The organism is Aquimarina sp. MMG016, from assembly GCF_018100805.1.
In the GTDB taxonomy this organism is placed as follows: domain Bacteria; phylum Bacteroidota; class Bacteroidia; order Flavobacteriales; family Flavobacteriaceae; genus Aquimarina.
Genome location: NZ_JAGJEA010000002.1, coordinates 84,795 through 100,721, shown reverse-complemented (window position 1 = coordinate 100,721; position 15,927 = coordinate 84,795). Strand labels below are relative to the sequence as shown.

Annotated in this window: 5 protein-coding genes and 1 pseudogene; 4 read left to right on the top strand and 2 right to left on the bottom strand. The window is 35.1% G+C overall.

The window, feature by feature from the left end; translation table 11 throughout:
* The first annotated feature begins 37 nt into the window (after positions 1–37).
* The 4 genes and pseudogenes from J8M14_RS03470 (at position 38) to J8M14_RS03455 (ending at position 3,759) form a co-directional block, all read left to right on the top strand.
* Complete coding sequence (locus tag J8M14_RS03470) at positions 38–700, top strand: ABC transporter ATP-binding protein (RefSeq protein WP_211073105.1); 663 nt, start codon at positions 38–40, stop codon at positions 698–700.
* Positions 701–705: 5 nt separating this feature from the next.
* The gene (locus tag J8M14_RS03465) at positions 706–1,479 is read left to right on the top strand and encodes a TIGR02757 family protein (protein WP_247672540.1); all 774 of its coding nucleotides are present in this window, start codon (positions 706–708) and stop codon (positions 1,477–1,479) included.
* Positions 1,480–2,330: 851 nt separating this feature from the next.
* A pseudogene (locus J8M14_RS03460) lies at positions 2,331–3,284 on the top strand (RHS repeat-associated core domain-containing protein); the annotation flags it as partial.
* The gene (locus J8M14_RS03455; RefSeq protein WP_211073102.1) at positions 3,256–3,759 is read left to right on the top strand and encodes a hypothetical protein; all 504 of its coding nucleotides are present in this window, start codon (positions 3,256–3,258) and stop codon (positions 3,757–3,759) included. The pseudogene J8M14_RS03460 and the gene J8M14_RS03455, both read left to right, overlap by 29 nt.
* A 199-nt stretch (positions 3,760–3,958) precedes the next feature.
* Here the strand turns inward: J8M14_RS03455 and J8M14_RS03450 are convergent, their stop codons facing one another.
* The gene (locus J8M14_RS03450; RefSeq protein WP_211073101.1) at positions 3,959–4,552 is read right to left on the bottom strand and encodes a hypothetical protein; all 594 of its coding nucleotides are present in this window, start codon (positions 4,550–4,552) and stop codon (positions 3,959–3,961) included.
* Positions 4,527–15,920 carry an RHS repeat-associated core domain-containing protein gene (locus J8M14_RS03445; RefSeq protein ID WP_211073100.1) on the bottom strand — a complete coding sequence of 3,798 codons (11,394 nt, stop codon included), beginning with the start codon at positions 15,918–15,920 and terminating at the stop codon, positions 4,527–4,529. The genes J8M14_RS03450 and J8M14_RS03445 overlap by 26 nt, the downstream gene beginning before the upstream one ends.
* Between the last annotated feature and the right edge of the window lie 7 nt (positions 15,921–15,927).

Genomic DNA, 15,927 nt, shown 5'->3' with positions numbered 1-15,927 from the left:
GATATTGATTACTTTCACAGCTTCAATTGATGTATACATGATCAAAGCGAAAAATATTCATAAAAACTATGATGATTTACACGTACTCAAAGGTGTTGATCTTCATATCAAAAAAGGTGAAATTGTATCTATTGTTGGGGCTTCCGGGGCTGGAAAGACCACTTTATTACAAATATTAGGTACTCTGGATCAATCTAAAAAAGTAAATAATAGTACGCTTACCATTCACGAAACTGATATCAATACTTTATCGCAGAAGCAGTTATCAAAATTCAGGAATGAGCAGCTGGGTTTTATCTTTCAATTTCATCAATTGTTACCAGAATTTACAGCGGTTGAAAATGTGTGTATTCCTGCTTTTATTAAAAAAACATCAAAATCTGAAGCCGAAAAAAGAGCTAAAGAGCTGCTAGATTTCTTAGGCCTCTCTCATCGTTATGATCATAAACCTAATGAACTATCAGGAGGTGAACAACAACGTGTAGCTGTCGCAAGAGCGCTGATCAATAATCCAAAAGTAGTTTTTGCAGATGAACCCTCAGGTAATTTGGATAGTGAAGCGGCCGAAAACCTACATAAACTCTTTTTTAAGCTTAGAGATGAGTTTGGGCAAACTTTTGTGATCGTAACCCATAACCAGGAATTAGCAGATATGGCGGATAGAAAACTCACCATGGTAGATGGTAAAATTGTGGGTTAACAGCAATGAAAAAGATTCCTAAATCTGAGCTCAAAGATTTCCTTGACGAGAAAGCGGCACTGTATGAACAACCTAAATTTATAGAAACCGATCCGGTTCAAATCCCGCATTTATTTACTCAGAAAGAAGATATTGAGATTGCAGGTTTTCTTACGGCAACCATCTCCTGGGGAAATCGTAAAAGTATTCTCACCAATGCTCATAAACTCATGAATCTATTGGGTAACAGTCCTTATGACTTTGTGATGGAGCACAAAGAAGATGATTTAGAAAAATTAGAAGGTTTTGTGCATCGTACTTTTAATAGTACCGATCTTACCTATTTTATCACTGCATTGAGACATATCTATACCAAATATGGTGATATGGAAGCTTTCTTTACTCAGTATAAAGCAAAAAATGATTTACAGAATGCCATTCACCACTTTAAGCAAGCATTTTTTAGTCTACCACATCTCACCCGAACCGAAAAACATATTAGCGACCCTCATAAAAATTCTGCTGCTAAACGTATTAATATGTTCCTACGCTGGATGGTTCGCAATGCTAAAGCAGGTGTAGACCTTGGTATCTGGGAGAGCCTCTCTCCTTCTCAACTCTCTTGTCCACTGGATGTACACTCCGGTAACGTCGCCCGTAAACTTGGATTACTGAAACGAAAACAAAATGATGGCAAAGCCTTACAGGAGTTGGATACAACCTTAAGGAAATATGACTCTACCGATCCTGTGAAATATGATTATGCGTTGTTTGGGCTTGGCGTATTTGAGAAGTTTTAGGGATTTTCATAGCTTTTAGGGTAGTGCCGATTTGTAATTCGTTACGAGTACTATATAAAAAGAGACTATCTATGATGACAATCTCTTTTTATAGCTAAACTTTTATATAATATTTACTTATCGTTTATATAACCGCACGGATTGCAAATCCGCGTTATCGGGGTAAAAAAAACATAATGTATTCAACGAAAACAAGTACTTGTGATCACATACAGATATTTCCTGTTTAGACAGAGTCTGTTAAAAAATTAACACACGGATATGAGTTTAAGGTACCTAATTACCTACCTAACCCGACCCTAGAACCTGGTCTGGGTAAGACAAAAGCTTCTATAGTCGATGGTTTTTGCTCGGTGTCACCGAGGTTTGGAATAGGGTCATCGATGGTTTAGACTACCCCTAGCGATGCTTTGATAGTCCCTCATCGAAAGGTAGATATACCCTAATCGATGGTTTACCCTCGGGTTCACTATGTCTGGAGCTTCGATTAACCGAGGTTAAGAACACCCTGATGGTAGGTTTAGGCTCCGCTACCCCCACCTTAAAGGTGGGTTTTTGAGGTTTTAATGGTTTTTGTTAACAGTTTTTGTTAAAAACTGACTCTACCCGGGCAACTACACCCATCAATTTATTTTTATAACTACCTTTCTAAACTGATTGATAATTATAAGAGCTAAGTTTTTTATAAAAATTTATTATTTATATTTAGATCTAATGTTCATTGAAGATACTGCTTTTAAACCTGTTGTTTTTTTGACGTTTTTTGCATTAAACTGTAAAATAACAATTTATAGGATATCTATAAAAAACTTATTTACAGATGATAGCATCTATAATATTACTATCCGTTTGGGATGCTACTCCCTAACCGACACGGAAACTCATCTGAGTATAGGTATGGGTTTAACGGTAAGGAAAAAGATGATGAAGTTAAAGGAGAAGGAAATAGTTTGGACTTTGGAGCAAGGATATTAGATCCTAGGGTTGGAAGATGGCTAAGTCTTGACCCACAATCGGAACAGAATTCTTCAACTTCTCCATACAGTTATGTGATAAATAATCCAATTGCTTTTATTGACCCAAATGGAGAAAATTGGTTTTATTATCAAGGGGAGGGAGAAAGTAAAAAAACTTGGCATCATCATGATGGAAGAGTCGCACAGTATACTGATTCAGATGGTAATACTCAGACAATTGAAAGTGATATGGAAAAACTTGTGCTATTTGAGGTTGGAGCGGTTAACATCCGTGGGGCAGATACTGGTGATATTAAAATTTACGATCAAGATCAAGTTGTATTGACAATAGAAAATGCTTTTGCTGGGAGTAAATCGAAAGGACAAGGTAATCCACCAGAAAGGACATATTTACTTGATTTAGGAAATAGAAGTGTTGCTAATAATGTAACTAAAGGTCTTTTGGATTGGGATATGGGAATTGAACAGATTCCAGAAAAAGTTCAGGATAGAAACGGTTATAGCTATTCGCCTCGGGCTGAATGGGGTCAGGGTAGAATTAGATTACTTGAAATGAATGATGATGTGTCTATTGCAGAGGCACAAGGGACTGGGTTTTATTATCATGGTAGAGAAAAGAGTAACGATGCTACTGCTGGATGTGTAGCTGATAGAAGTTGCGGAGTGTTTTTATATTTTTGGAGTGGAGATGGAGAGGATTACAGAACATTGACCCCGTTTGTTGTTGACAGAGGGGAAAATGGATTAAAATTTGAAGAGAGCAATAATAGCGATGAAAACACTAACGATAGTAATAAAAATGAAGACAAAAAAGATCCTCAAGGATAGTCTTAGAAGAGGTTGTGTAGGTTTTGTATTTTTAGTTTTTAGTTGTAAATCCTTAAAACCTGAAACCAATTTGTACACCTTACATGTTTATGACCAAAAAAAGTACAAGAGCACTCTTATTGGGTTTTATAGTTTTTTTGAGTGGGATTTGGAAAAAAAGATGTTTGTTGAGCAAGCTGGTATTTGTAATTTGGTTGATGGAGAAAAGGATTATTATAATTCTGAAGAAGGAACAGTTTTTTATGGAAAAATAAAATGTATTAAAGGAGATGATGTTATTGTACAATATTATAAAAATGAAGGAGGGCTTGAGCCTTCCGATCCCAACAATAGGAAAATGAATCGTATTGATACAATAAATTTAAAATCTCATTTTGTTCTTAATAATAGATTTGAGTATCAAAAGAAAAATAAAGTTTATGACTTTAAAGGACTGTCGTCTAAAATAATTAAAAGAACATCTTGTGTCCACTAAATAGACGTAATATAAAAATATTTGTAATCGGATGAATTTTGTTATGATTAACAGAAGGATTAACCAGATTTCGTGAATTTCTAATTCTTGAGGTTACTAGGTCGATATTATAATTTTTTGTAACCGCCACAGAATGCAAATCCAAGCTATCATTTAAATTTGTTGGGTTATAGTGTTGCTATTTTTAATAAATATAATATTAATCATTGGTTATATTAGATAGGTGATTACTGAAGCACCAGGGAACCCTATTGCTTCCTTTAAAAGAATTATAGTTGAATTCTATAATACCATGTTCTAGGGATAATTTAAATATACAATTGTCAGGTTCAACACTACTATCTTCTTCAAACATTTCAAATGCTGTATGTTTTATTATGTAGTAATCATCATCCTTATCAATAATTTCTATTAAATATCCTAAACTAAAAAAAGGTATATCTTCACAATTTGAAGATTGTTCGAAATATTTTTTTTCATCACTGTTTGTAATCAAAATTGGGAATTTAACTATACAATCTTTGTCATTAAATAATGGGTTAATAAAATAAATAGTATCATTTAGTTTCCCCCAATAACCATAAACTTTATCTTCATTGGTAATATTAAAACTATATGCTTCAAAACAAGTAGTGTCATTTAGTTTTAAACAACCTTCCTCCAAAGTAAAATCTACCTCACTTTTATTGGAATCTGTTTTAAATAAAGAATTATTATTCTTATGACAGCTTTCAAAAATCAATATAAAAATGACAAATAAGGTTTCATTAACTCTTTTTCTTTTCTTGAGCATAAACTTTATAAGCTGCTCTAATTCTTTTATATAACTTCCCCGCCCAGGAATCCTTAGGGATGTCCTTTTTGGGGGGTGAATTACGAGGGCTTGTGCCAGTCTTTTCATAGTATTCTTTACCATGAGCCTCGATATGTTCTTCTTCACCAGATTTATTGTATTTCTCATCTCCAGTTACATAGTAATTAATATCATTTTTTATATGAAAATCAATTTCATGAGCTATTGTCATTACTTTATCCACTTCGGATTCGGTGTTATTTGAATTGATTAAAACACCAAAGCGTTTAGTGTTTTTATCGTCTAGTATTTTCTTATAATCCTTTGCAGTGATTCCTAAAGCTTCTAAAATTTGAATAGTACCTGGTATATTATCCTCAAAATCAGTTCCTTCAAATTTTGCAGTTTTTCTATTATACAAATCCACTGCTTTCACAAAACCTCGAATCTTTCTATTATTAAAAGCTTCTCCTCCCTTATCGGAATTCGGAAATGGATTTTCACCAAAATAGACTTTATACTTATCAGATAATTCGGGTTTGCTAATTGAGTTTAATAAAACTTCATTAAGAACATCATCCTTTTGAACGACTTCAAAAAATACATTACAAACATCATTACAAGAAGGATCATCATTTATAATAATCAACTCTTCTAATCCTTCAAGTTCAATTGCATGAATAACCTTATTTCCACTAAAAGAATAAGGTGTATAATGAGGATATTCAGCTGTCAACGGATCCACCGCAAAGAACCTCCCTAAACGTGGATCGTGCATCCTAAAGGTGTAGTTAATCGAGTTTCCTTCCCCTTTTACTTCATCATCTTTTTCCTGTCCCTGGAAGCCATATCTATACTCTGAACTGTTTCCGTGTCGGTTAGGGAGTAGCATCCCAAACGGATAGTAATCATTATATGAAAGAACGTCTGGTATAAAGGTAATCAAATCATCTCTTCCTGCTACATCTCCCGCCGTATTTATTACTTCACTAATGACTACATTATCCAGATAATAAGTCTGATCACCACCGTTGTAGCCATTTTCCCTTAACCTCGTATTAATACGATAGTTGCGGGATTCATCAGCTGTAAAGGTAATTTTAAACGTTCCGCTTAGGTTAAATAACTCCGTATGGATCCTATTACCACCTTTCCAAACTCCTACCTCCAGGTCTGGAGTAAAGCTATCTACATTGACATCCATACTTACCTCGTAGGTTCTTCCAGCTAATAAATAGTAGTTAGCATTTGCACCGTTATTGTTTCTACCAGTTACCACCTTAAGACTTCCGGCTTCTAAAGTCATGCTCGTAGTATTATTACTGGCTCTCCAAGGATTTACATCATTCGTAAACTCTGTTACATACAATGGTGGATTACCAGTGGTAATATCGATAATCTCAACCGTATCCAGGTAATAGGTTTGTTCACCATCGCTATATCTGTTTTGCGATAGTCGTGTTCGTAATCTGTAGTTACGTGATTCATCAGGGGTAAATGTTGTTTCGTATACACCGGTCTGAGTCACAATATCCGATTGCTGTTCCTGATTCCCCTTCCAAATGCCTATCTGTAGATCAGGAGCAAAGGTATCTTTATCTACTTCCATAATGATACGATAGGTTCTACCGGCATATAGCCAATAGTTAGCTTGTGCTCCTTGGTTATTTCTATCTGTAGTTACGGCTAGTCTACCATCTACTACCTCAGCTTTAATCGCACGGTTTGTTTTTTCCCATGGCCCTACTCCTGCTTCAAAATTATCAAAATGAATCACATTGGTTGGCCTTGGGTTGGGATCAGTTACAGTTTGATCATCAGCAATTACCTTACGGTCAGTGACGACACTTAGTACATTACCTAAATGGTTGCTTAACTCATAACGTTTATCCCCAACTTCATTAGTAAAGATATTTTGATCAGCTACTGATGCATCTGTTATAACTATATCCTTTTCCTCTAATCCTAATCTACTGCTACCATAAATATGGTGTTCTTTAACTCTCAAGTCCTCTACAGTATCTCCAGACGTATCAGCCTCATACACTGCCATCGTGTTTCCTTGTGCGTCTCTTGTATAAAGAGTAGTTTTATTCTCAGGCATTACTGTTTTAGAAATACGATTCCCTAGCCCATCATAAGCAAAACTAATGGTACTACCGTCATCTTTGGTTATCTTACGTACTTTACCATCTACTCTCCACTCGATATCGGTAATCCCTTCTTTCTTATCACTAATCAACTGACCAATAGCATCATACTCATAGTTTCTTGGTCTCTGATCTTTTAGATCATTAAATCGTCCACCTCTAACAGCATCATTAACATGATCCAACTGGTTGGAGCGTTTAGCTTCTCCGGTCTCAGAATCTATGACAGTCTTATATACATAATCCAAAGAATCCATTTTACGCAGTCTACCTCTATTATCAACTGTGGTTCTGTTTAATGTTAATAGGTTACCATTATTATCATAGGTATAGTTAGAACTATAATTTTCGTCCACATTAGATCCATCAACAGCTCTACCTCGCATAGATTTGATACGATTCAATTGATCATATTCATAATGATTCAACTGAGCTGCTAGCATTGACTCGTCATTATCCAACAGGCCTGTCACCATCTGCTTGATGTTACCGTTATACAAGTTTTTACCACTTTGTAATGCTGTAGTATTACTATATGAGAATGAAGGACTTGTATTACCCACCGATTTATAATCTCCATTATAATAACTTAAAGAATATCCCATTGCATCCTTTGCAACATCAGATCCCGTAGCACCATCACGTCCCATATCAGCATCTGGTGTAAGATTCTCTGAGTTCACTCCTTTTAACCAACCTTGTAAGGTATATGCGTAATCCATACCCTGCACTTGTTTATCACCTAATTCTGTTCTAGCCAGTGGACCGTGTGCAAAGTATTGATAGCTCACATCTTGCTCCCAGATCATACCATTATCAGAAGTTTGCACATTAACAATACGGTTATCCGCATCATATTCATACTGATGAATAAACTGATCTGCTTTCCCTTTCTGATAGAATACTTTATTAACATTTCCACTAATTAAATCATACTCATACTGCGTACGTTTCATACCAGAATTAGGATCCGTATTAGTCAAAGACATTTGCCTATTATGCTGTATCAACTCATTCACATTACCATGAATATCATACGTATAGAAGATAGCGTTATCATACTGACGCTCAATAGTAGTTCCTGCTACATAGTTATCATAATAATAGATAGCAGTCACTCTGTTACGAGTGTTACTATTATAAACATCAAGATCTGACACTGTTTCAAAAACAGTAGTAGCATCTACTAATAGATCATTATATCGTGTACGTGTAACTTCCACTCTATCGGTTGATACATTATATGGATAGTTGTCCTCCACTCTAGCAGGAACTTCTGCACCTCCGGAAGTGAATATTAATTTACCAGTTGTATCATTAATATCAATCGCTACACTAGGAATCAACTCACCCGCTTCTACAATTCTTCCTAATCCGTCATAAGTAGTGTAACTGAATCTATTGTTTACTTTTTGTTTTGCATTCTGAGAACCTATAATCCTACCCAAATCATCATAGGCAAAACGTGTTACTCCACCGTCCGGAGTTTTTTGCCAAACTAATTGATTCAACGAATTATAACGATACTCAGTAATCAACTCATGATCAGGTAATAATCGACTACTTTCCTTAGCTATATTGTTACTTCTATATAGATTGATCGAATCATTAAGAGTAAGTCCGTTAGAAAATGTTGTATCCAACTCATCATTAGTAAATCGATCTGTACCATCCGGCGGAACTGTTTGAACCAGATTACCGGATTGATCATAATAATATAATGTATATTGATATTCTTTATCAAAATACTTCATATCAAATTTCTCAACAGCATTATCAATAGCATTAGTTACGTAAGACTTTACAAATTCTTCTCGTTTAATATTCAAGAAACTTTCATATGTATCTCTTGTATATGCAGCACGTACACTTTTTACAAACTGTTCACAATCTGTATCGTCCGGGAGGTCTATCCTAACATTTGTAAAATCTGTCGGGAATGGCCTTGGTACGCAAATACTCTCATTACCTGACTCATTCAAGTAATTGGTTGTCCAGGCAGTCCATGATTCTACAACATCAGGAGTGCTAGCGGTAGTTACGTGAGTATAATATAAATCAATGATTGGAGCTCTGCCTTCGTATGATGCACGCATTCCTGGATATCCAAAATTAAACTCGGTAGCGCCAAAACGGCCAATAGACATATAATTAAGATCTAAAGTCGAAGTAATACCAAACTTGGTAATAAAATACTGATAATCATCTACCAAATATTGTAATGAATTATCACAGAAATCTTCTTCACTGGTTATATCACCTTCTTCTTTGTCAGATATCCCATTCATCAGCGTTTCATATACTGTATATTTATCAGTACAACTTACTGGGGGCACTACTGGAGGGATACAAATATCAATACCACAAGGCTTCTCTTCGGTAATAATAACTGTTGATTTAGAAGTAATTTCTGAAGCTATTGATACTGAATTTTTGAACATTATTTCTACTTCAGAAAGATTGTCATCCGGCATGTCAACACTTCCTTCAACTGCACTCATTTTTCCTAAAAATGATCGGTCAGACAATAAACCTATGCTTTTTCCAGAGAAATTAGACGCAACAGCATTAGAAGCAGACAAATCCACTGCAAATATATCGCATAAATCTACTAAAGGGTTAACGGAAAATCTACCGTCACTTCGTAAGTCCGCTCTTTCAACTAATATCGCTACATTTTTTGCGATTAATGACTGACCTGTAGAATTGATGTAATTTACAGTGCCATAAAAACTGTTATTGTTTAAAGATCTTCTTAAAATTTTGACATCCAATACTTCACTTACATCATAAAAATCCTCTTCAAAATTGATTTCTATTTTCGTATTGGAGAAAGTAGTAGATTGTGCAAAAAGTTCAAATCTGGTTCTTACAAAAGCTTCTTTATCGGAATTTTGATCATTTCCTTTTCGGTACCAATATCTTGAAAAATTATCATTAAATTCTACATAACCAGGTTCATAGTTTTCTGCATAGAAAGGTACAAGTATGGTTTTGTATCGTTCATTAAGATTGAAACCTGTTCTAAACAGTGAATCATAAAAAGTAGATGCCTCTTCATTGGTGATCTCTCCTTTTTCTTCTTTAAACATTGCAGTCAAAGCACTAGCTAATACTGATTCGAATTGATTTTCGACAAAACCATCAGCAGGACATAGGTCTACATCATTATTATCTAATGTATCTGGATCCGGTTGTAGTGAATAATTACCATAAACCTCATTTAGATCACAATCAAAATAAAGATCTGTAGCTACCTGAGCACCAGAAGTACCAGAAAATCCTACATTAGAACGAGATTGAACAATTCTTATTACAGTAAATTTTCTAGTGCCTGTATTATCGATATATGCTAACGTAAATTGGTCAGGTGCAAATCCTGTGTCATAATCATTTCGTAAAGTAAAAGATTCTATACTGGTCGCATTAATAAGATTCTCATCAATAGTAGTAAACCCAAAAGTATGAATATCAGAAAACCTAATTACAAAACTTGCACTACTACCATTATCATAAAAAGAAAACTGAACATGATCAGTATTATTAAAATCTATTGCTTCATTATTACAGAAAATTGGGTTTTTAGTGCAGTGATATGCAGTATTATCTGTAAAAAAGGACTGTAAAAAACCAGTATACTCAGGATAGTTTCCTAAGGAGATTAGTTGTCCAAAATTATCTCCTAGGGCTTTTCCATCTGTTATCATTTTATTTAGTAACACTGTCATTTCTTCCGCAAATTTTGTGGAATATCCTTCAGCAAAACTACATTCAACTGCAGGAGGCTCTTCATAGAAAGAACAGTCTAAGAAAAGCTCTGTTGCATTATTGCTACTATCAATTGTGACAAAATTGAATAACCCGCCTCTTCGTTCTATAGGTCTAACTACTGTTCCATCTCGTAATTCATAAGCTATAGAGATAAAACTACCATCCGTACCTTGAGTAAACTCTTTATCAAGACATTCTATTCGCTGTATATCCTCCCAGTTTTCCTTTAATGAGTACGTGATTCTAAAACCAACAAACTCATTATTTTCCTCAAGTCCAATTGGGAAAAGGAGGCTATATATAATATCATTTGAAGTATTTCTATTTAGATTCAGATAAAGTTTTGACATATCCACATTTGTAGGAATGTTAGAACTTGTACTTGCATTAATAGCTTCTATTTCTCGAATTAACCTCCCCTCAAGATTAAGATCATTGATGAGATCATTTCTTAAATACTCAGGTAATAAATATTTTTCGGTTCCTAATGCATATGAACTTCTTAGCACATAATTTGTAATCTGGAATAGATTATTTTCTAATGACTCCTCTAATTGTTGATAATCTATACATTCAACCTCTTTAATATCACACTGAATAGGTTCTTCAGACCCCACCTGATCATTAATATCACCACAACATAAGAAATTAAGTAACCTGCAATCATTAAAACTTCCTCCCTCAAAATTTGCATTCAGTTGCGCTTTACTATTGATTTTCCCCGATGCAACTATTGATTCTCCACTAAAGAAACAAGACTCATATATTTTACCCTTAATTATTTTTTTATCTAATTGAGTATCTATGTATGTTATTCTGATGTTCTGATGTGTTATTAATCCTGTGCTGGTATATGCATAGCTAAAACCTACTCCAGTAACAAATAAAATATCATCAGGGTCTAGAGATTCTTCTAACTCTAAGGTCATTAAAGTTTCATTAAAACCAAAGTTTTTACTAATTGAAGATGCTAAGAACTCTATGCCTCCACCTCCTCCGGAATTGATTTGATACACTCCTCCTCCTTCATTTGACCATGTAGCTCCTTCTGCCCCAAAAAATGAAGATAAATAGCTGTCTTTATACTCAGGTATATTAGTAAGATCTGTATAATCTAATTGATTATTTGCCTGCAGTCTATTTAATAATCGTGCTAAAGCTTGGGCAAAACGACTTTCTTTATTACATCCTGTCGAACTATTTGAGTTCCCTCCACTAGGTAAATATTCTCCGATACCATTGGCCTCTGTAATACTACAATTAGAGATTCGGGCTTGGGTAGTACCGTTTAAGATAATCTCCTTATAGTCATCATCAGTACTATTCGTTCTTACCTCTGCTATTACTGCATATTCAAATATTTCATCTTCCTCTGTATTGGTTGCATAAATATTTTTAAGCCTTGTAATCACCCAGTTTCCTTCTCCATATGAACTCCAATTATAATTGACATCTGTACTTCTAACTATTATTGGCTGAAAACCTACCTCAAATCCTGCTTGATTAAATTTAATTTCCAAAGTGTTTCCATTTATCGCTGCTCCAATCTGAACTGCATCTTCCGTAGGATGATTTCCTCCTAAATCTTTAAATAATGCTGGAGTTAAATAGTTTCCTTTAAACTCTTGTGTGGTGGTAAATCCTCCACTAGGGTAATCCTTAAAGTAATACGTTAAAAACAACTCCAAGTCTCTTCCCATAGGACATACTCCAGTTTGCACATAATACTCATAATTAGTCAACTCTTGTAAATCCTCTAGAATGTCCTGGTCACTATCCCCAGAATTGTATAAATTGTCCGATGGCTTAAAACGCTTCTCTTTATCATCATATAAAGAAGCATTAGGATCATTACAAATATCTTCTTTATTACTAATCAGTCCATTTACCCTACTTTTAATACTTTCACTATAATCTGAGATTACGGTAAGCAAAGTTGTTGGTGGTTCTTCTGGACCAATACATCCATTATAGCAACCATTATTCTCTGCATAAATATTAGCGAATAAAGATTGGATTACCTGCTTGGCTGTAAAGTAATTTGCCTTATACGTATTCCAGAATTGATCTTGTTCTTCTTCTGTGGTTAAATTACTTTCAACTGTAGTTGTTCCGTTAAAAGGCTCATCACAATTGTTTATACTTCCGCAAACCATCGTTGCATACGAAAACTCTAACAAATTTCTACCACTACCATTGTAATTTGTATTTAGAGACTCAATGATCATATCTCTACGAATACCTTGAACACTACTATTCTCAAAACCTGAAAATGAATTTCTAAAGTATGGATCCTGATCACCAATGGTAGTACCACTTAACAAACCTTTACGCTTGGCTTCGTTATAGGTTTTTATGGATTGCAAATACACTTCATAGCCATCAGAGTTCATCGTTGCACCATTTACCGATGATATCTGTGCACAAACAGATTGGCTATACTCTAAGTAACAATACTCAGGGTGATATACCAATAAGGATTCTGCCCAATTATCCTGCCAAATATCATCTGATAGAAAATCAACAACATCAGCTAAATGTTGTGGTTCTACATATACAAATTCGGGATCATTGGCGATTTCTATGATCTCTATATCTTCTAAAAGAGTTGGTTCATAGGTTCTCTCTTCTTGCTCTTCTCCATTTTCGTCAGTGGTGAAAGTAATGGTTTGTTTTACCTTCACATAACTAATAGTACCATCTTCGTTATAATAATGTCCATCTATATATGGAGAAGTAGTACTTGGTGCAACTAAGTCATATCTAAAATGACGTGGATTACGCCAGCTGTTAAATGTATCCGCAACTTTTGTGCTATATAACTCATTAGCTTGGCTATATATGCTTAACGTAGTATCATTAGTTGAAGTAGATTGAGCATTAGACGTATCTTGGTTATTATACACATTAGCAGTAAATGCTCCGTATTGACCTAATGGCTTCATATCATTAAGCAAAGCTGATTCTGCAATATTGCAACTTAAAGAATTTGCTACAATATCATCGATTTGCTCATCTGTAGGATTTGCAGGAACATCTATTGTACCGTCAGCACAAGGTGCATTACATGCTCTTACCAAAGCATCCCATTGTAATCCAAATACTTCTTCTAACCTTTGTTTTTCTTCTGCCAATTCTGTATCAGAAAGATAGTCCAGATCAGAAAAATCATAATTCTCGATCTGGGTAGTTACATATGCGCTTCTACCTCCATAATCATTTATTAAAGCTTCCTCACATTCTTCACAGCTAATAAAACATCCTTCAAAGCTTAATACTGGTAAATCCGATACTTCTTCAGGGCTAATATAACAAGCATCATTGGGGTCCTGCAGCCTTAACACGTACTGATCCGCATATAACTCTAATGAGTCTTTATTAATTACCAGGCTTTTGGTGACACTATAACTTCCTCGTTTTACAGAAGCAACAAACTCTGGTAAAATAAACTCCCCTCCTGATTGACCTAGATCAATTGTGTTTTCTATAGGACCTGCAATCAAAGAATTGGCGTCCATATCCAATACATCAATTGCCAAATCATATACCAAAGGATATTGTACTGTATTATTTACCGTATCGCAAGCATAAATAAAATAAGGATCATTGTTCAATGTATAATTAAAAGTACGGTTCTCTTCAAACGGAGAAACTTTGGTGCCTGCATATTCTAAGGCATCCTCTAGCGCTCCAAGAGATTGTGTAGCGGTCTTAATATTATTGTCTTGATTAGTATCTTTAGCTTCTCTTGATAACTTTCCTAACAAATCAACATTTAGTTCTTTATGTAGTCCACTCTCATCGGCCTCATCCGTAAGTCCATCTAAGTTTGGTGGTGTATATCCAGATAATGCCGTAGCAATGGTTCTTCCTTGAGGATCGATATAACTTATACTGGCTTGTCCGTTAGGATCAATCACCAAATTTTTCTTATAGTGTGCTTTGTTACCAACACTATATCCGAATAATCGGTTTAACTCTTTTTGCTCTGGCGTACCATAGTAATACTCCATCTCTTGGCCACTACCAAGCTGATGAGTGACTCCTACACCACTCTTTCTGCGAATACGTCCTGTATTATCCGGCATATATTCTATCTGAGAAAAAGGATGACCCTCGGCATTTGGAATTCTAGCTCTAAACTCATCATTAATATCATTGGACTCTGAGTAATATTTACTGGCTCCATTAGTCTCGGCCATTGCCTTGACAGTAGTCGACTCATCCAAGACATTTTGATCATTTAAATCAAAATCCTGATAATCATAAGGTGTTCCGGGTTGTATTGTACTTTGATTAAAATCTCTATTATATCCAATTTGTTTTCCTGTTGTGGGAACCGGTAGCACCTCAACTGCAGGACGACCTTGAGCATCATAAATCACCTCTCCAACGATTACATTGTCATCAGAGTTGATCTTTGTAACCGTCTGACGGTTACGAAGCGTACCATCAAAATAACTTACAACTTCTTTCTTCTTGCCTTCTTCTGCATAACTGGCTTGAAATTGCCAGTTTTTATCTTGTTCATGATCTCCATTAACCTGATATTTATCAGGCCAGTTGGCTATTGTAGTTTCGTTGCTAAGACCACTACTCCATTGACCATACTTATATTTAGATGTATTTTCACTGTAACGCCCAACAGCTCTTACTCTATAAATCACATAACCCTTACCGTAAATCAAAGGAATATTATAGTTCGTATTAGTTGTTTGTATACGGGTACTATTTAATTCAAAATCACGGCTACTAAAAGCAATATTATTAGCGGTTTCTGCCGTTGCAAAGGTATCTCCATAGCTATCTACCCAAGTCCATTCTACTTGATAATGGTCAGCACCGGAAATATCAGCCCAACCTACCGATAATTCATTATGAGAAGCGTCGTAAGTTCCAGTTATACCGGGTGCTGCTTCCGAAAGAGATGCATAATATTCACTAACCAACTCCATATCCAATAAAATGTTCTCAGGAATATATCCATTAACATCTGCACCTGAACCAGTTTCCAGATTCTCATATCTTCCTTCATCAATGATTACTCGGGCTCCATAACGATCCTTCAAAACATGCTTTATTACATCAATTCCTCCATTACCAGCTCCTAATAACATATTATGCTCTACAGCTAATTTTACAGTATATGTATTAGCGCTATCAAAATCTCCATTCAATAATCGAGGGGTTACGGATAACTGTAAAGAATACCTGTACCAATTAAATGGCGCTTCGTTCGTATCTACTCGTAAAACAATATTTGTTGCCGAGGACACTATTGCAGCACTACTAATAGTAGTAAGATCCGGATTAAACTCTATTGGAGTCCCGGAGGTAAGTACACCATTAATCTCTGATGAATTATAAGATACCTTATTTTGGCCATAACCTATGGTTACAACAAAAAATAAAATAATAAGCTTTAGATATTTGGAAATATTTTTCATAAATACA